Source organism: Magnetococcales bacterium (genome assembly GCA_015232395.1).
In the GTDB taxonomy this organism is placed as follows: Bacteria; Pseudomonadota; Magnetococcia; order Magnetococcales; family JADFZT01; genus JADFZT01.
Genome location: JADFZT010000005.1, coordinates 88,651 through 106,828, shown reverse-complemented (window position 1 = coordinate 106,828; position 18,178 = coordinate 88,651). Strand labels below are relative to the sequence as shown.

13 protein-coding genes are annotated in these 18,178 nt (G+C 57.5%); 8 read left to right on the top strand and 5 right to left on the bottom strand.

Annotation, left to right across the window (positions count from 1 at the left end):
• The 3 genes from HQL52_03000 to HQL52_02990 all read right to left on the bottom strand — a co-directional run.
• Positions 1-4,854: hypothetical protein (locus HQL52_03000; GenBank protein MBF0368403.1), on the bottom strand; the 4,854-nt coding region annotated here is incomplete at its 3' end.
• Positions 4,855-5,121: 267 nt separating this feature from the next.
• Positions 5,122-5,799 carry a class I SAM-dependent methyltransferase gene (locus tag HQL52_02995; GenBank protein ID MBF0368402.1) on the bottom strand — a complete coding sequence of 226 codons (678 nt, stop codon included), beginning with the start codon at positions 5,797-5,799 and terminating at the stop codon, positions 5,122-5,124.
• Complete coding sequence (locus tag HQL52_02990; GenBank protein MBF0368401.1) at positions 5,796-6,167, bottom strand: hypothetical protein; 372 nt, start codon at positions 6,165-6,167, stop codon at positions 5,796-5,798. The genes HQL52_02995 and HQL52_02990 overlap by 4 nt, the downstream gene beginning before the upstream one ends.
• A gap of 253 nt (positions 6,168-6,420) precedes the next feature.
• Between HQL52_02990 and HQL52_02985 the strand changes: the two genes are divergently transcribed.
• From HQL52_02985 to HQL52_02950, 8 genes are all read left to right on the top strand, one after another.
• On the top strand, positions 6,421-6,759 hold the full coding sequence (locus HQL52_02985) for a P-II family nitrogen regulator (protein MBF0368400.1): 339 nt from the start codon (positions 6,421-6,423) through the stop codon (positions 6,757-6,759).
• A gap of 33 nt (positions 6,760-6,792) precedes the next feature.
• Positions 6,793-8,100: an ammonium transporter gene (locus HQL52_02980; GenBank protein MBF0368399.1), complete on the top strand. Its 1,308-nt coding sequence runs from the start codon at positions 6,793-6,795 to the stop codon at positions 8,098-8,100.
• A 563-nt stretch (positions 8,101-8,663) separates the two neighbouring features.
• On the top strand, positions 8,664-9,845 hold the full coding sequence (locus HQL52_02975; GenBank protein MBF0368398.1) for an acetyl-CoA C-acetyltransferase: 1,182 nt from the start codon (positions 8,664-8,666) through the stop codon (positions 9,843-9,845).
• A gap of 253 nt (positions 9,846-10,098) precedes the next feature.
• Entirely contained in the window at positions 10,099-10,842 is a 744-nt protein-coding gene (gene phbB, locus HQL52_02970; protein ID MBF0368397.1) for an acetoacetyl-CoA reductase, read from the top strand.
• A 31-nt stretch (positions 10,843-10,873) separates the two neighbouring features.
• Positions 10,874-11,359 carry a polyhydroxyalkanoate synthesis repressor PhaR gene (phaR, locus tag HQL52_02965; GenBank protein MBF0368396.1) on the top strand — a complete coding sequence of 162 codons (486 nt, stop codon included), beginning with the start codon at positions 10,874-10,876 and terminating at the stop codon, positions 11,357-11,359.
• A gap of 210 nt (positions 11,360-11,569) precedes the next feature.
• Entirely contained in the window at positions 11,570-11,920 is a 351-nt protein-coding gene (locus HQL52_02960; protein ID MBF0368395.1) for a phasin family protein, read from the top strand.
• A 128-nt stretch (positions 11,921-12,048) separates the two neighbouring features.
• Positions 12,049-13,278, top strand: coding sequence for a hypothetical protein (locus HQL52_02955; GenBank protein ID MBF0368394.1), 1,230 nt, complete (start codon positions 12,049-12,051; stop codon positions 13,276-13,278).
• A gap of 29 nt (positions 13,279-13,307) precedes the next feature.
• Positions 13,308-14,372 (top strand): class III poly(R)-hydroxyalkanoic acid synthase subunit PhaC, encoded by a 1,065-nt coding sequence (locus HQL52_02950; protein MBF0368393.1) that lies wholly within the window; start codon positions 13,308-13,310, stop codon positions 14,370-14,372.
• Positions 14,373-14,665: 293 nt separating this feature from the next.
• Here HQL52_02950 and HQL52_02945 read toward each other — a convergent pair whose 3' ends face one another.
• Both HQL52_02945 and HQL52_02940 read right to left on the bottom strand, forming a co-directional pair.
• Complete coding sequence (locus tag HQL52_02945) at positions 14,666-15,004, bottom strand: multidrug efflux SMR transporter (protein ID MBF0368392.1); 339 nt, start codon at positions 15,002-15,004, stop codon at positions 14,666-14,668.
• A gap of 21 nt (positions 15,005-15,025) precedes the next feature.
• The gene (locus HQL52_02940) at positions 15,026-18,145 is read right to left on the bottom strand and encodes a UvrD-helicase domain-containing protein (protein ID MBF0368391.1); all 3,120 of its coding nucleotides are present in this window, start codon (positions 18,143-18,145) and stop codon (positions 15,026-15,028) included.
• Between the last annotated feature and the right edge of the window lie 33 nt (positions 18,146-18,178).

Here is an 18,178-nt window from a genome sequence, read left to right as displayed (position 1 = left end):
AAGCCGCTCGGCCAGACCATCCGTGGAACTGCTCAAATCCTTTTGGATCGCACTCTGAAGCCGCTCGGCCAGACCATCCGTGGAACTGCTCAAATCCTTTTGGATCGCACTCTGAAGCCGCTCGGCCAGACCATCGGCTGATCCAGCCAGATCGGACTGGATGGCTGTAACCAGACGCTTGGCCAGATCATCGTCCCCAGCCTGGAGCCGGGCCATGAGATCCTTCTCCCGGCTCTTCTCCCGCTGGGCCTGCTCCTGCTCCAATTTTTGCAGGGTAGCCTTGAATTCCCGGGAAAGCTGACTGGTAGAGGCTTCGATACGCTGTTCGGTGGCCTCACCGGTTTGAGCGGATATTTCCTGGGTCTGGCTGACCAGATTGTCGGAAAGCTCCTGTGAGGTGTCCCGGATTTTGACCTGCAACTGGTCGAGATCCACCCGGATATCGGCGGTAAATTTGGTCAGGGATTCGATCAGCTCATCCTGGCGCAGCTCACTACCGGCCAAAGCCCTGTCCAGCTGGGAAGAGAGCTTTTCTCCCCCCTGTTCGGCAGCCTCGCCCATGGCCACCACCAAATTTTTAAAGGTGGCCTCCATCCCTTCCCGCTCACTGGTGATTCGCTCTCCAAGTTCTCCCAGACGATCCCCCAAGCTGCTGACGGTCTCACGGAGCTGATGGGCAAAAGCGTTCAAAATGCCTTCACTCAACTCCCGCCCCTGGGCGAGTTGCGCCTCCCGCACTTCCGAGACCCGCTCGACAATCTCCTGTACCGGCTGTTCCAATCCGGCATCGAAGGACTCCTTCACCCGCTCGACCAGGGCTCCTTGGCCCGCGTTGAAGGATTTTTCCACCCGCTCAATCAACTCCCCCTGACCGGCGCTGAGGCGATTCAAAAGAAAGGCATCCCGCTCCTTGTCAGCCTGCTGTTGGGCTTGGGAAAGCTCTTTCATCAAGCTCTGGATATCGCTACCTGAGGGCAGCTTTTGCGCCACCTCATGGAGCTTGTCGTGGAGTGCGGCCACCCCTTTTTCCAGAGAGAGGCGATTGGTGGTGAGAGCGGATTCCAGCAGAGAGCGTTCCGCCTGACTGCGGCTATCCTGCTCCTGGCGCAACGCCTTGTCCCGGGCGTCTTGATCCTGGCGCAAGGCCTTGTCTCTGGCATCTTGATCCTGACGCAGAATCAAGGCCCGCTCCCCCTGCTCCTGGCGCAGAGCTTCCAGATTTTCCACCAGCTGGGGTATGGCGACCAGGCCACTCTCAAGGGCTTTTTTGACCTGCTGGGAGCCTGTTGTCAGCGTGGTGGGAATGGCATCCAAAACCCGATCCAGGCGCTCACCCCGCTCCCCCAACTCACGACGCAACAGCGCCAGAGAGTCAGCCAGTTTTTCGCCTATCCCATCCAGTGCGGTGTTGAGGGTTTGGCTTAAATGGCGCTCCTGTTGGGCGGCATCCACCATCAGGGCGGATTGATCTTCCATGAGCCCCTTGAGTTCTCCTCCGGCATCTGCCAGGGCATTGATTCCCCCATCCAGCTTGTCACCCAACCCCTGAAGTTTTTCCGCAACGGCGGCAAGCCCCTCCTGACCTTTCTGGGCAGAGTCGTTCAAACGGCTGGTTTGTTGGCTCAGTTCCGTCGCCTGCTTGGCCAACGATCCGGTGAGGCCCGCTCCCAGGTCGGCTATCCCGGCAACCCCCAGGTCCACTTTATCCCCCAACTCCTTAAAGCCGCCATCAAGAGCCTTGGCGACCACCGACAGGGCACCATCCATCCGTTCGCCGATGCTCTCCAATCCCTGACCCTGCCTTTGTGCGGTCTCTTTGTCCCGTTCGGCAGATTCGGTCAGAAGGGAGGCTTGGCTTTCCAAAATATTTTGAATCTCCAAGCCCACATCCGAAATATCCGAGGCCCCCGATACCGCCTGGTCCAGCTTGCCTCCCAGGGCTTGAAGCTCCGAAGTCAGGCCTGCGGAAATCCCGGATGCCGCCCCATCCAGCTGCTGACCGATCTGATCCAACCGGCTACCGAGACCATCCAAAGCGATGGAAACCCGTTCCGACTGCGCCTGTTGCTCCGTGCCTTCCACTTCCTGCCGGGCGGTTTGGCTGGCCAACACCCCTTGTAGCACCTCGCCAAGCCCATCGATTCCGGCATGGCTCTGGGCCAGCTGGCTCTTGAGATCCCCCACCCCCCCCTTCAAGGCATCGGAAATGCCGGAAACCGCCCCATTCACCTTTTCTCCCAACTCTTCGATGCCCAAAATCAACATATCGCCACGTTCCCGCTCCCCGGCAGCACGCTCTTGCTCCCCAGCGATATTTTTTTCCAGAAGCTCGGCTTGGTGTTGCAAAAGCCCTCGCAACTCCCCGCCCACCCGGGATACCCCGGCCACCGAACTCTCCACCTTTTGGCCGAACCCATGGATCCCCTGGTTGACTCCCTCGATCCCTTGGCTGATGCCCGCAATCCCCTGGTTGATTCCCTCGATCCCCTGGCCCTGGCCATCGATTCCCTGTCTGAGGGTATCCAAGCCGGATTTCAGACGATTGGATATCTCACCAACCGCCCCATCAAGCCCTGCCAAGCCTTGGCCTGCCTGATCCAGTTTTTCTCCCAGACTCTGCAAAGCGCCAATGACTTCAAGCCCTTGCTCCCGTTCCCCTTGAGTCCCTTGGGCCAGTGCCTGGGACTGCTCCTCCAACACCTCTTTCAGCTGGGAGCCCATTTGGGAAAAGGCTGCGATGCCTTCGATGGCCTGATCGAGCTTTTCTCCGAGAGCTTCCAGCCCTTGGGTCATTCGATCAGCGCGGGCCTGCTCCCCATCCCCCGCCTGAGCCGCCTGGTCTGCCAACTGGGCCGTCAACTGGCTGGACTGTTTTTCCAGAAGCCCCGTGAGCTTTCCACCCACGGCAGAAACCCCCTCAGCCGCTTGATTGAGCTGGCCTCCCAAGGTATCAAATCCCTTGGTGAGGGAATCGGTCATCCCCCCCATCTCTTTATTCAGGGAGCTGGAAAGTCCCGTCATCGTTTCATTCAGGGAGCTGGAAAGCCCTCCTGTTTGTTCATTCAGGGAGCTGGAAAGTCCCGTCATCGTTTCATCCAGGGAGCTGGAGATCCCTGTCATCGTTTCATTCAGAGAGCTGGAAAGAGCTCCCAACTCTTTATTCAGAGAGCTGGAGATCCCTGTCATCGTTTCATTTAGAGAGCTGGAAAGCCCCCCCATCGTTTTATCCACGGAGCCGGAGATCTCTTTGACGGCAGCGACCCCCTCATCCAGCTTTTGGCTTAACCCCTCCAAACCCTGGGTCAAAGCTTGGGCCTGCTCCTGAGCCTGCTCCTGAGCCCGAGCCTGCTTCAGGGCCTGCTCCTGATCCCGTTCTTCCCCCTGAGCCAGCTGATTGGTCTGTTTTTCCAGCAGCTGTTGGATACCCTCACCGTTTTGTTGCAACCCGGCGATGGCCCCTTGGAGTCGATCACCAACCGTCTCGAACCGCTCTCCCAGCCCCTGAAGCCCCTCTTTGAGGTGTCGGGCTTGCTCATCCGCCCTCTGCCCGGTGGCCTCCGCTTCCCGGGCCATCCGCTGGGCGTGGTCGTTGTGCCCGTCACGCAACACCCCATCCAGGCCATTCACCGCACCGACAATCCGGTCCAGTTTTTCACCCACACCCTCCAAGCCGCTCTTGAGAGCATCGATGGATTCCCCCCCCTTGCGCTGCTCCTCCAGGGTCACCTGTACCGATTTGGAGATCAGCTTGAGGGGCTCGTTCAGGCCATTTTTGAGCGCTTCTGCCAGCGCCCGGGTTTGATTGGCCTGGTTTTCAGCCAATTTTTCCGCCAGTGCCCGGGTTTGGTTGGCTTGGCTTGCAGCCAGCTTTTCGGCCAGAGGATCCAAAATTTTATCAAGGGCTCCCCCTTGCAGAGCGTCAGACTCACCGGAGCGCTCCAAAAAAGCGGTGAGGCGGGGAACAAACTGGGTCGCCAGAGCCTCCAGACGGTCGGATTGCTCGCTCCCGCTCTTGACCAGCTCTGCCAGATATTCCGGCTCCACCCCAGCCTGAAACATATCGTCCAGACGTCCCTGGAGCGCCGTCACCTGGGCATAGCGCCAGTGGAGCAGCAGCTTTTCCACCACGGTGATGCAGATAGCGGTGAAAATGGCAAAAAAGGAGGCGACGAAGGCGGTTGAAACCCCCATGAAGAGGTTTTGCAGCTGTAAGGTGACCTGATCGGGCTCCACCACCGGATTAAACTCGGTCAAGCCCAGGAGAATACCGGCAAAGGTGCTGACGATACCCGCACCGGTGAGGATGCCGGGAAGGTGGCGGAAAAACTCCACCTTCATGGGGGTGTCTACCAGGGTTTGGGGACTAAAATGAAGCTCTGCGGGGGCTGTTGCACGATACTGCACCCGGTTTTCATCCACCTTGGCATCCGGGTGACGCTGACAGTGGAGGGTTTCGGCAAAATCCCGCCATAAACGGCTGAAGAGCGGATAGTAAAACCAACCCCAATCGATCACCGGACGTTCGGGATTTTCCAGACGGCCCTTTTTCATCGCCACCCGCAGGGAGCGGCTGACCATTCCCAGGCGAAAGGCGTCCCAGAAGGCCTGCCAGACATAGCAGATGATGAAGAAGAGCAAAAATCCGGAAATCACCCCGGCCAACGTGCGAATGATGGGGGTCTCGGTCTGATACTCCAGGGGAACGCTTAAAAACCCGGGAAGGGTGATGTAGCTCTGGACAATGGACCAATCCAGAATCAGCGCGACATAATAACCCGCATAAACCGAGACGCTGATCAGCGTCAGGGTCCAGAGGGCGGAAACGAGCGTTGAAAAGAAAGAGGATCTACCCATGGCACCCCCCGGTTGCATGGCTGGGGTTGGTAACGGCCCTCAGGCTGAAGACCTGGGCCTGGAATCGCGCTATTAATAGCCCACAGGAGCTTCCACCGCAATGGCAGGCTCGCGTCACCACGGGGATGATAGGGAGCACAAAAACCCTTTTACCATCATGGAAAACGCCCTTTCCAGCAGTGGACTTCCCGGGATTTTAAATGAATTTACCGGACACAACAGCAGGGTTTTCCAGCAAAGTCCAGGGGGTTGCCAAAATCATCCGACTCACCCCGGCGCCACGGCTCGGATGGTCTTGACGATATCCAAATAGATGTGATTCACCTCCAAAATCTCAAAACCAGCCGCCCGGACATTCTCCTCCGTAGGGCGGTTGACCTCCGGTCCCATCTGCCGACAGAGGGGATTCATCAGGTTGAGCATCATATTGAAGGGAGGAATGCGGGAGCCGGTGTGTTCAAACATGTTGAGGCGGCCTCCGGGCTTCAACACCCGCTTCAAGGAGCGCAACCCCGCCACAGGATTGGGCACAGAGCAGAAGGTGCAGGCGGTAAAAACCTGATCAAAACTGTCATCGGCAAAATCCAGCGCCAGCACATCCTGCACCATCAATGTCAAGCTCCCCGGATAGCTGTCCGCCCGGGGTTGGGCCTTGGCCAACATTTTAGAGCTGATATCAACACCGATGATATCCTGATTCGGCGGAAACTGGGCAATATCAAGACCGGTCCCCATGGCGACGAAAAGCACCTTGCCGGACATGGATCGGTAGAGCGCCTTTTTTTCCGGCCCCCAGCGCAACTCCGCACCGTAGGCGATGATGTCGAAAAATCCGGCGGAAAAATCCCATTTTTTTTGGGTCTCGGCAGCCATCGCCTCAGCACTGATCCGGGGCTTGTTGTCGCTCCCCCCCTCAGGCTGGTCATGGTCAGAGGGCTGGTTCATGGTCTCACTCCTTTCACCTGCCAGTTCATGGCATAGGTCGCCATCACCACCACCCCCCCCGCCACACCCCCCTGAATCCAACCATCCAGAGCGGTCAGAGAATCACCTGGAACCCCCATCCCCACCACCATCCCCCCCAACATGCCACTCAACATGCCGGGCACCATCACCTCCATGGCTCCGAAAAAGGTCATGAAAATCGGGGAGAGCAAAAAGGCCAACCCCATTCCGACCCCCATGCCCAGCAGCATTCCCCCAAACATCGACCAGCCACTCCCCACCCAGCCGGTCACCAACCAGCCGGTCATTCCCCCTGTCACGATGCAGGAAAAAAAATCTCCGACAATAAAATAGGCACGATGCTCCATGATTCCCTCGATCTGGTTAATTTTTAATCACCCGCCCAACACCACACCAACAAGCGTGATCAATAATTATGCAACCCATACTTTCAGAGAAGATTTTTTACTCTGAAATTCTTATATTTTACTTGATTTTCAACATCATACAAAACATGGCACGCCTTATGCCCTATAGCCAACATCCGGGCGGAGGTTTCCCCCGGTAGCCCAGCATGGAGCCGGGCTGATGAAAAATGCGGTTACGGGCAAGGAGGATATCATGAAGTGGATCATCGCCATCATCAAACCATTCAAGCTGGACGAAGTTCGGGAATCCCTCACCAAGGTGGGGCTCCAGGGCATCACCGTAACCGAAGTGCGTGGGTTTGGTCGACAAAAAGGTCATACCGAACTCTATCGCGGCGCGGAATATCAGGTGGATTTTTTGCCCAAGCTCAAAATCGAAGCCGCTGTTTCTGAAAATATGGTGGAGGGCGTGGTGGAGGCCATCCAAAAGGCGGGACATACCGGTCGCATCGGCGACGGCAAAATATTTGTGCTGGATCTGGAACGGGCCCTGCGCATCCGTACCGGCGAAACCGGCGACAACGTGCTCTAAAACGTGCTCGAAGCAGCTATCAAGGAGGATATCATGCACACCCCCGGAAAATGGTCCCTGGCTCTACTGGCCCCGACCCTATTCATCCCCACCCTGGCCCATGCACAAGAAGCCGCCCAACTCAACTCCGGTGATACCGCCTGGATGTTGACCGCAACGGCCCTGGTGCTCTTCATGACCATCCCCGGCCTCTCGCTTTTTTATGCGGGCATGGTACGGGCCAAAAATGTTCTCTCCGTGCTCATGCAATGTTTCGCCATCACCTCGCTGATGACGGTGCTCTGGGCGGTTTACGGCTATAGCCTAGCCTTTGAAGATGGCGGTTCAGTCAATGCCGTGATTGGCGGTCTCAATAAAGCCTTTCTCTTGGGGGTCACCCCCGATTCCCTCTCCGGCACCATCCCGGAGGGGGTGTTCATGACCTTCCAGATGACCTTCGCCATCATCACCCCGGCGCTGATCGTGGGGGCCTTTGCGGAGCGGATGAAATTTTCGGCGATGCTGATTTTCCTCACCTTTTGGGTCACCCTGGTCTATATCCCGGTCTGTCACTGGGTGTGGGGTGGTGGCTGGATGGGAGATCACGGGGTGCTGGACTTTGCAGGAGGTACGGTGGTGCACATCAATGCCGGTGTAGCGGGCCTGGTCGCGGCACTGGTTCTCGGCAAGCGCCGGGGCTTTCCCACCACCGCCATGCCTCCTCACAACCTGCCCCTGACGGTGATTGGTGCTGGGATGCTATGGGTGGGCTGGTTTGGATTCAATGCGGGCAGTGAACTGGCGGCAGACGGCACGGCGGGCATGGCCATGGTGGTGACCCAGTTGGCCTCCGCCACGGCGGCGCTGGCCTGGATGTTCGCCGAGTGGGTGCGTCACGGCAAACCGAGTGTCCTGGGTATTGTGACCGGTGCTGTGGGCGGGCTTGTCGCCATCACCCCGGCCTCGGGATTCGTTGGGCCCATGGGAGCGTTGGCCATCGGTGCCATCTCAGGCTTTGTCTGCTTTTGGAGTGCGACCACCATGAAACGCAAGCTGGGCTACGATGACTCTCTCGACGCCTTCGGTGTCCACGGTGTCGGCGGCATCGTCGGTGCCATCCTCACCGGCGTCTTCGTCTCCGCTGATCTGGGTGGTGTGGGGCTGGCTGAAGGGATGACCATGAGTGGGCAGGTAGCGGCCCAGACCATGAGTGTGGTGGTGACAGCGGTCTATTGCGGCATCATCAGCTTCCTGCTCCTCAAAATCATCGATGCCACCCTGGGCCTGCGGGTGGATGAGGAGAGTGAAATCATGGGACTCGATATCTCCCTCCACGACGAGCGGGGCTACATCGGGGCATAAGCAGCATCAAAAATCAGTTCACTCGGTTGGCAGACGCCATTCACAAGGCGTCTGCCATCCTTAACTGGGGAGACACCTTGGTGGGAGTTGTTCATCAGCCACCATCCTGATAACAGGTGTCTGGGCCGGGGAGGCAATCGTCTCTCCGGCCTTTCTCATTTTTCCTTCTGTTTCGAACATTTATCAATAAACCCCCTTCCTCCACCCTCTCAAACCAATTCCCTTTCTCAAACACGCGCTTTTTCTCCGGCAAAAGTCGGTTTTTCACATTAAACCTAATACACTGATTTTGCGTGAAAAAAATGACTGTCCATCAAATTTTCACACAATTGATCCTCTTCAGGCATGGACCGGGCGGTGAAATTATAGTAGGAAATACCGATGTATTTATGTGAGTGATGCACATTCGCATGCCGTGAAAAACACATTTTTTTTGTATTCAGCTGTCCGGATAGATCCAACCAGACTATCCAACACCTTGAAAACATGGAACTTAAGCCCCTGAGTCAAACAACCCAGGAGCCCCTATTCACTACAGCAGCACCCTTTTGGAGGCATCAACAATGGAAAATGTGGTCATCCTTGCAGCCGGTCGCTCCGCCATTGGCAAATTTTTAGGTACCCTGCAAAATATGCCTGCCAGTGAAATGGGCGCCAAAGTCATCTCCGGCCTGCTGGAGCGCAGTGGCGTGGCGGCGGATCAGGTGGATGAGGTGATCCTGGGCCAGGTGCTCACCGCCGGTGTCGGCCAAAACCCCGCCCGCCAAACCTGCCTCGGCGCTGGTTTGCCGGTCACCGTGCCCGCCATGACCATCAATAAAGTGTGCGGTTCGGGCCTCAAGGCGGTCCATCTGGCCGCCCAGGCGATTCGCTGCGGCGATGCCGATCTGATTGTGGCCGGGGGCCAGGAAAACATGACCCGCTCCCCCCATGTTTTGGAAAATTCCCGCAACGGCGCCAAAATGGGCGATTGGAAAATGAAGGATTCCATGATCGTCGATGGTCTGTGGGATGTTTTTAACGACTATCACATGGGCTGTACGGCGGAAAATCTGGTCCGCAAATATGAACTCAACCGGGACGAGTTGGACCAATTTTCCGCAGGCTCCCAGCAGAAGACCGAAGCGGCCCAGAACAGCGATCAATTCAAGGATGAGATCATCCCCCTGGAGATCCCCCAGCGCAAAAAGCCCCCCGTCATTTTTGACCGGGACGAATTTCCCCGGGCAGGCACCACGGCGGCTTCCCTTGGCAAGCTGCGCCCCGCCTTCGAAAAAACCGGTGCGGTGACCGCTGGTAACGCTTCCGGCATCAACGATGGCGCTGCCATGGTGTTGGTGGCTTCAGCCTCCAAAGCCGCTGAACTGGGAATCACCCCCATGGCTCGGGTGGTGGCTTATGCCAGTGCCGGGGTAGAGCCGGACATCATGGGAACCGGGCCTGTGCCTGCGGTAAAAAAATGTCTGGATAAGGCAGGCTGGAGCATTGACGATCTCGACCTCATCGAAGCCAACGAAGCTTTCGCCTCCCAGGCCATCTCTGTCAACAAAGAGCTTGGCTGGGATACCGACAAGATCAACGTCAATGGCGGTGCCATCTCCCTGGGACACCCCATCGGCGCTTCCGGAGCCCGGATTCTGGTGACCCTGCTCCACGCCATGGCCAAGCGGGATGCCAAGCGCGGTTTGGCCACTCTGTGCATCGGTGGTGGAATGGGTGTGGCGTTGGCGGTGGAGCGGGGTTAGAATCCCCCTCCCCTGACTGCTTGAAGATTCATGATCGGATGTAAAAATCATTCGGATCTTCCCATCGCTTAAGGAATCCGAAATCAGCAATAGATCTCCCCGCCAGCCGGTTTGCCCGTAAGGGCGGCGGGGAAATAGTTTTACCCCCATACCGGACACACCGAAGCAAAACCGGGTGATGACCGGTAACAGTAGCCAAATGGCTCCCGAACCCGCACTACGAGAGTGGCACATCAACAAGGAGAATCCCCAAATGACTCAAAGGACTGCATTGGTGACTGGTGGTGCTGGAGGCATCGGTACCGAAATCACCCGGGGCCTGATCAAGGCCGGATACAAGGTGGCTGCCACCTGTACTGTGATCGAATGTCAACGGATTGATGACTGGCGCGCCGCCCGCAAAGCCGAGGATATGGATATTCCCCTCTTTGAGGTGGATGTGACCGATTTTTATTCCTGCAAAAAGATGATCGACGATGTGGAATCCCAGGTGGGCCCCATCGATGTCCTTATCAACAATGCCGGCATCACCCGGGACAGCACCCTGAAAAAAATGACCCCCGAGCAGTGGGATGCGGTGATCAACACCAACCTGGACGGGGCCTTCAACATGACCCGGCAGGTGTGGCCCGGCATGCTGGACCGCAAATTTGGACGGATCATCAACATCTCCTCCATCAATGGCCGCAAAGGCCAGTTCGGTCAGGCCAACTATTCCGCTTCCAAGGCAGGCCTCCACGGCTTCACCATGGCCCTGGCCCAGGAAGGAGCCCGCAAAGGGGTCACCGTCAACACCATCTCCCCGGGTTATACCGCCACCAAAATGATGCTGGATATCCCCAAGGAGATCCTCGACGCCATCATCGCCCAGATTCCGGCAGGTCGCCTGGCAGAACCCATCGAAATCGCCCGGGTGGCGCTTTTCCTGGCTGCTGACGATGCCGGCTTCATCACTGGCGCCAACATCGATGTCAACGGCGGGCAGTTCATACATTGATTTTGACCCTGGCTTAAAGCACCCTGCGGCCATGGACGATATCCGCATCATCAAAAAATATCCCAACCGCCGCCTGTACGACACGGCGGAGAGCCGTTATGTCACCCTGGAGGGAATCCGCAAGCTGGTTAAAGAGCGGATTCCCTTCCAGGTGGTGGACAGCCGCAGCGGCAAAGAGATCACCCGCTCGGTCCTGTTGCAGATCATCACCGAACAGGAAGAGAAGGGAGATCCCATCCTCTCCAGCGATGTCCTCACCCGCATTATCCGCCTCCATGGCGATCTCCTGCAAACATCGGTCAGCCACTATCTGGAAAAATCCCTGGGCTTTTTCATGGAGCAGCAGGTGGATCTGCAAAAGCAGCTCCTCAACACCCCCGCCGATGCCGGTCTGCCCCTGGCGATGATGGAAAAAATCACCGATTCCAACATCGCCTTCTGGCAGCAATGGCAGAACAATCTCTTCTCGATAGCTTCGGGCGCGCCTACCAAAAAAACCGACTCCGACGAGTCATAGCTGACCAGCTACCGTCTCTGTTCCACACGCCTCTCCGACGTTATTCCCCAAGCCTTGTCGCGGCCCCAACCAGCAGCCGACAGCACCACTCTGTTTCAAAGTTTGCAAAAAAATGATTGACAGGCGCAAAAAGCTTCATTATGCTGCACCGCAATATGCTGCATCGCAACATGACGAAAAGCAGTCCTACCAGGAGCCAGGAGACGAGCCATGGAAAACAAGATACCCGAACAGATGACCGCGATGACCAAGAATGTTCTGGACGCGATGCTGCGTTTGCAGGAGATCAATGATCGCACCCTGAGAACCCTCGCCGAGCAGCAGCTGGAAGTGGCTGGCAGCTGCATGGAAGCGGGTGTCAAAAAGATGAAAGAGACCGGTGAGGTGAAGGATGTCAAGCAAGCGGTCTCCACCCAGGCTGAACTCGCCAGCGAGTTGGGTGAACTGATGATCAACCACGCCCGCAAGACCATGAGCGTGCTGACCGAATCCAAAGACGAGCTGAACTCCCTCGTTGAGAAAAACGTCAACGACCTGCTCAGCATGGGCAAAAATCCCTAATAATCTTTGTCTGGCCGAAGGGGAATCCCCCTTCCTCCCTGCCCATGAAAGTGATCCAACCGCTTTCATGGGCATGAGCATCCTTATCTCCACCCCTTATATCCTTTGTCACTCCGGAGGGAACCGATATGACTGATGGCAACCCATTTTCCACCAACTGGATGAACGGCTGGACCGAGTGGCAAAAGCAGGCTATGGCCGCCATGAGCGGCCCATCCGGCGCCGGGAATATGGGGACTCCCAATCCCTGGGGTTGGTGGTCTCCACCCAGCGCCGGAGCCCAGCCTGACTTCAGCCAGATGTTTCAATCCTGGTGGAAAAACAATTCCGGCATTCCCCACGGCGCACCGGAACAGGCGATTCATGCCAACCTGCTCGCTTGGGGTCAGGCGTTTCCAAAGCTGGCCGAAGAGTCCATGAAGGCTTTTCAAGCCATGGCCTCCGGTGGCACAGGTGCCGAAGCCTGGCAGGAGCTTTTGGCCAAAAACATCGAAACAGCCAAGGGGTTTTTGACCAACTCCTTCAGCTCCGCTCCCCAAGCCTGGCAAGCTTGGCAGGGCATGATGCCCCAGGGAATGCCCCAGGGAATGCCCCAGATGGGCAGCTTCCCGGACCTTTCCGCTTTTGGTCTCCCCCCGGGGATGAACGAGGCGTTGATGGGTCACTTCAAGCAATACCTTTCCATCATCTCCCCGGATGTGATGGAAAAGTGGCGGGCACACTCCGAGGCCACGGGCCAGCATATGTGGGCCTGCCAGGAGGCGATGGGCAAGTTTATGCAGCTCCAGGGTCAGGAGACGGTCACAGCTCTGGAAATGTTCCAGGAAAAGCTCGTCAAACTCGCCCAGGATGAAGAACCCTTGAGCAGCTTCAAGGAGATCTTTGACCTGTGGGTCGGGTGTGCCGAGGCGGCCCACGCCAAGATGGTGGTGGGTACGGAGTATGCCGCTGCCAATGCCGAATTGGTCAACGCCATGAATCGACTGCGGGCCCACAACGGTGAGGCGATGGATCAGGTGTTGGAAGCGATGAACCTGCCCCACCGCCGGGAGATGGACAGCGCTCACAAGACCGTCCGAGGCTTACAGCGTCGGGTGGCAGCCCTGGAAGCCCAACTCAAGGCCAAGGCCCAAGAGCGGGATTTGGCCCAGGAGCTTAACACTCTTCGGGACGAGGTGGAAAAGCTGGATGTGGCTGGATTGCGCAATCAGGTGGCGCATCTTCAGGCGAATGTTGAGGCCAGCAAGACGGTAGCCCAGGCCCAGGCCAAAGCCCCAACCAAGCCCAAAGCGGCTGCGGCTGCCGCTGCCGCTGCCAAAAAACCCCGTAAATCCACCCGGACCACCAAAAGCGACTGATTTCCATCAGCGCTCAGGAGGAATCATTCATGTTGCCTTTTTCCATCAGCCCGGAGAAGGCCGCCCAGGAAGTGGCGGATCTCAACCGGAAATTCATCAATGGCCTGCCTTCCTTGGGGGAGGTGGGTGAAGTAGAGGTCGGGTGTAGCGAGCGGGAAGCGATTTATCAGGAGGACAAGATGGTCCTCTACCGCTTCAAGCCCAGAGTGGAAAACCCCCATCGGGTGCCGGTGCTGGTGGTCTATGCCCTGGTAAATCGCCCCTATATGGCTGACCTGCAAGAAGATCGTTCCATGATCCGGGGGTTGTTGGATCAGGGTCTGGATGTCTATCTCATCGACTGGGGCTATCCAGATCGTTCCGACAAATTTATCAATCTGGATGACTACATCAACGGCTACATCCACCGTTCAGTGGAAGCGATTTGCGAGCGTCACGGGCTCTTTCGCATCAACGTGCTGGGGATCTGCCAGGGGGGAAGTTTCAGCCTCTGCTATAGCGCCATGCATCCGGAGCGGGTGCGCAATCTGGTGGTGACGGTGACGCCGGTGGATTTTCAGACCCCGGACAATCTGCTCTCCCATTGGGCGCAAAAGCTGGATGTGGATCTGATGGTGGATGCCATGGGGAATATCCCGGGGGATCTACTGAATGTCACCTTCGCCTCCATGCGCTCGGCCCCCTCCACGGGCAAAAAATATCTGGATATGATCGATATCCTGGAGGACAAGAAAAAGCTTACCAACTTTCTGCGCATGGAAAAGTGGGTCGCGGACAGTCCGGACCAGGCAGGAGAGGCTTTCTGTCAGTTTATCAAGGATTTTTACCAGAAGAACGGCTTGGTCAACGGCGGCATCAAGATCGGAGATAAAACCGTCGATCTGAAAAACCTCACCATGCCGGTGCTCAATGTCTATGCCACCAAGGATCATCTGGTTCCCCCGGCGGCATCACTGGCATTGAAAAATCTCGTCGGCAGCGAGGATTATTCGGAGCTTCCCTTCAGCGGTGGCCACATCGGCCTCTACGTCAGCTCCCGAGCCCAAAAGGAAGTCCCCCCCGGTATCGCCGATTGGATCAAAAAACGGGGTTGACCCCACGCACGAGACTGAACATCAACGCAGACTCAAAGGGGCAAAACATCGCCCCTTTTTTTTATGTTTATTCGCCCTTTTTTTCTTATAGTCGTGCCAAGGGAAACAGGCACCTATTGAACCTAAATACGGTAGTTGGGCGTGTGTGGTAGGTGCAGGATATGGGTTCGCAGAGTGAATTGGGAGAAATCGCCGGCACCATGTTGGTCACAGGATTTTCTCCCGATTGGCTTGGTGGATCAAGGGGCTGGGGCATGTGCGTACGCCCAACTGCCGGATTTGGGATTATTCCCTCACCCCTTGCCCATGCCGGAATAGAGGTTGAGTATCACCACGCCGGCCACGATCAGGCCCAGGCCGATGATGCCGCCCAAATCCACCTTTTCACCAAAAACAAACACCCCCGCGATGGAAATCAGGACGATGCCAATGCCGGCCCATACGGCATAGGTAAAACCAACCCCCAGGGTCTTGAGGCTCAGGGAAAGGAGGTAAAACGCCAGCGCATAGCCCACCACCGTGATCGATGACGGCAGCAGCTTTTGGAAACCATTGGAAAATTTCAGCGCGATGGTGCCGGCCACTTCACTCAAAATCGCCAACGCCAGATAGAGATAGCCCGAATGGTTCACGGTTGGATCACCCTCTTCAACTCACACATCCTCATCCCCAAATAAACTGAGCTGCTCGCCAAACGGCTTCGGCTTTTTTTTCGGTAGAGGTGGGGCCTGGTGATGTTCCAGCAACCCTTCCGATATCCCTTGCAAAAAACGGCTCCGCTCCCCCTCCCTCACCTTCCCCCGCCACAGCCGCTTTTTGGCATGGCTGAGAAAAAGCCGCTCCTTCGCCCGGGTCATCCCCACAAAAAAAAGCCTGCGCTCCTCCTCCAGATCCTCAACCGCTTTTCCCCAGGCCAAGGGCAACACCCCCTCCTCGCAACCGACCATAAAAACCACCGGAAACTCCAACCCCTTGGAGCCATGCAAGGTCATCAAGGTGACCCGATCGGCCTTGGCTTCCCAACAATCCACCTCCGCCCCCATGGACAAGCGCGCCTGGAAGAGCCCCCAATCCCCACCACACGCCTCAGCCAACGGTTTCAGCAGCTCCCCTACCGCCTCCGGGCACTCAACATCCCCCAGCAAGCGTTGAAGCACCGAGCCTTCCCCCTCCCCCATGCGCGCCACCACCTCCCCCACCCCCGGGTGATCCAGCAAGCGATTGTGGGAGCGTTTTTGATAGGGAATACCCGAGCGCTGTAACGCCTCGGCCATCACCTCCCCCTGGGTATCGGTGCGGTAGAGCACGGCAAAATCGGCAAATCCATAAACGCCCTCAGCTTCCCCATCGGCCCGCCCCGAATCCACTGAAAAAAAGGAGTGCCCCCCAAGCAACCTTTCCAGGGTCTGGACGATAAATTCCGCCTCGGCTTTTTCGGAGAGCGCCCCATGCACCCCCACCGGTAGCGGCTCCCCTCCCATGGGCTGCAATTCACGTTCACGTTTCATTTCCGATGCCGCCATCACCTCCCCGGCCGCCGCCAAAATCAACGGCCCCGAGCGGTAGGAGCGACTCAGGCGAATGGCTCGCACCTCCTCGAAATCCCGTTCGAATTCAGTAAAAAAGCGTACATCTCCCCCCCGAAAACCATAGATCGCCTGATCCGGATCCCCAATCACGCAGAGGTTGCCCCCGGAAGGAACCAAGTGGCGTAGCAGTCGATATTGCCGCCCATCCACATCCTGAAATTCATCCACCGAAACCCAAGGGTAGCGCCCCCGGTAGTGGGCCACCAACGCTTCCTGTTGATCAAGCAGCGCCAGGGGTAACCCGATCAAATCATCCAGATCCACCCACCCCCGCTCCCCCAAAGCCTGCTGCCACCGCTCGATAAAGGGATCATCTCTCTCCCTCCCCTCCCCCTTGATCCGGGAAATTTCCCCCAGCCTCTTGGCCGCCCGGGCAGCCGATAATCCGATCAGCTCTCGCAATAATCCCGTCAACTCGATATCGGAAGCGATGGTGGGGGGGGCCTCAAACCCCAGAGCGGCAAAGTGCTCCCGCACCATCGACCAGCCGAGGGCGTGGAAGGTCATGACAGGAATTTTATCACCTACACCTGGCAGCAACGCCACCAACCGCTCCGCCATCTCCCCCGCCGCCCGACGGGTGAAGGTGAGAGCCAGGACCGCTTCCGGCGCGACGCCCTCCTGTTGGATCACCTGACACAAACGGCGGGTGAGGGTGCGGGTTTTGCCGGTGCCGGGGCCTGCCAGGATCATCACAGGCCCCCGAGTGGCTTCTGCTGCCAAACGCTGCTCTGGATCAAGCCCCGCCAGGATCCCCCCCTCGGCCAGCGCTGGATCGGCTTTTTTCGCTGGCACTGGGGATCTCTTGGCAAGAGCGGTTTTTTTCTTTCGGGGAGCCCTTTTTTGGCGGGTTTTAGCGGCTGGCCTGTCTCTTCCAGGGCTCTCCCCAGCCAACTCTGCCGGATCAAACAGCACCCCCACTGCAGTGCGCTCAACCAATTCGTCAGGCTCAAACAGACGAATCACCCCAAACGCCCCATCATACCCCCCTTGGCGAATCACCCGGCTCTCCCGCAAACGGGAGATCGCCTCGGCAAACCGCTCCGACCCGGCCCGGTGTAGATCTTCCAGGGGGGCTTTTTCCAAAATATAAAGCTCCGGTCCGAGCTTGGAGAGCAACGTTTCATAACTCCGCTGCACCCGCTTGGAACCCGGCCCCACCCCTTCGATCTCAGAGATGATCTCCTGCAAGGGAATGAGCGAAGTAAAATCCCCGCCACTCTGCGGTCGAATCCCTTCCTGGCGGTCCGACAGCTCTTCCACCCGGTTCAACACCCCCACCACCACCGGCTTGCCACAACTCGGACAGAGCCCCTCCCGCTCCCGGGTCTCTTCCGGCTCCAGCCGCACCCCACACTTGCGATGGCCATCCAGGTGATATTTTCCCTCCTCGGGAAAAAATTCCAACGTCCCCCCATACCCCACCCCACTCTTCAACGCCGCCACCATGGCAAAATAGTCCAGAGGGGTCTCAAAACGGGTCGCCTCCCGCCCCAGTTTCATGGGTGAATGGGCGTCGGAGTTGGAGACCAGACGGTAATCATCCAATCCGGAAATCTGCCAGTTCATGGGGGGATCCGACGACAGGCCGGTCTCCAAGGCAAAAATATGCGGGGCAAGATCCCGATAACACTCCGCGACGGAATCAAACCCCGACTTCGACCCCAACATCGAAAACCACGGGGTCCAGATGTGGGCGGGAATCAGCCACCCCCCCTCCCCCGATGCCAGAACAATTTCCAACAGATCACGGGAATCCAAACCCAGAATGGGGCGACCGTCGGAGTGGATATTGCCGATGCGATCCAGCTGGGCATTAAAGCGCTGGGCGGCCTCCAGATCGGGCATCGATATCAGGTGGTGGACTTTGCGGGTTTTGGGACCGGATTTATAGATGGTGGAAATTTCAACGGTCAGCTGAAAGCGAATCGGCTCACCGGCAAACCCCTTCAAGCGGCTTTCAACCCCCCGCTCCAGCTCTTCCCGCAAGCGGAAGAGGCCGGGCTCGGCGGCAACGAGCTTGGTGGAGATCTCCTCGAACCAGGCGGGATGGGTAAAATCCCCGGTACCCAGCACCGAAACACCTTTTTTCCGGCTCCAGAGGGCGAGATTTTCCAGGTCGCATTCCCGGCTGGTGGCCCGGGAATATTTGGAATGGATGTGCAGATCAGCAATAAAAGACATGGGCGGGGTCCGCAATGAGGGAGAGACGCCGAA

Bases quoted from the DNA above. Each gene is read 5' to 3' on its own strand.
- HQL52_02995 (MBF0368402.1), bottom strand. From the start codon at position 5,799: ATGAACCAGCCCTCTGACCATGACCAGCCTGAGGGGGGGAGCGACAAC.
- HQL52_02990 (MBF0368401.1), bottom strand. From the start codon at position 6,167: ATGGAGCATCGTGCCTATTTTATTGTCGGAGATTTTTTTTCCTGCATC.
- HQL52_02985 (MBF0368400.1), top strand. From the start codon at position 6,421: ATGAAGTGGATCATCGCCATCATCAAACCATTCAAGCTGGACGAAGTT.
- HQL52_02980 (MBF0368399.1), top strand. From the start codon at position 6,793: ATGCACACCCCCGGAAAATGGTCCCTGGCTCTACTGGCCCCGACCCTA.
- HQL52_02975 (MBF0368398.1), top strand. From the start codon at position 8,664: ATGGAAAATGTGGTCATCCTTGCAGCCGGTCGCTCCGCCATTGGCAAA.
- phbB (MBF0368397.1), top strand. From the start codon at position 10,099: ATGACTCAAAGGACTGCATTGGTGACTGGTGGTGCTGGAGGCATCGGT.
- phaR (MBF0368396.1), top strand. From the start codon at position 10,874: ATGGACGATATCCGCATCATCAAAAAATATCCCAACCGCCGCCTGTAC.
- HQL52_02960 (MBF0368395.1), top strand. From the start codon at position 11,570: ATGGAAAACAAGATACCCGAACAGATGACCGCGATGACCAAGAATGTT.
- HQL52_02955 (MBF0368394.1), top strand. From the start codon at position 12,049: ATGACTGATGGCAACCCATTTTCCACCAACTGGATGAACGGCTGGACC.
- HQL52_02950 (MBF0368393.1), top strand. From the start codon at position 13,308: ATGTTGCCTTTTTCCATCAGCCCGGAGAAGGCCGCCCAGGAAGTGGCG.
- HQL52_02940 (MBF0368391.1), bottom strand. From the start codon at position 18,145: ATGTCTTTTATTGCTGATCTGCACATCCATTCCAAATATTCCCGGGCC.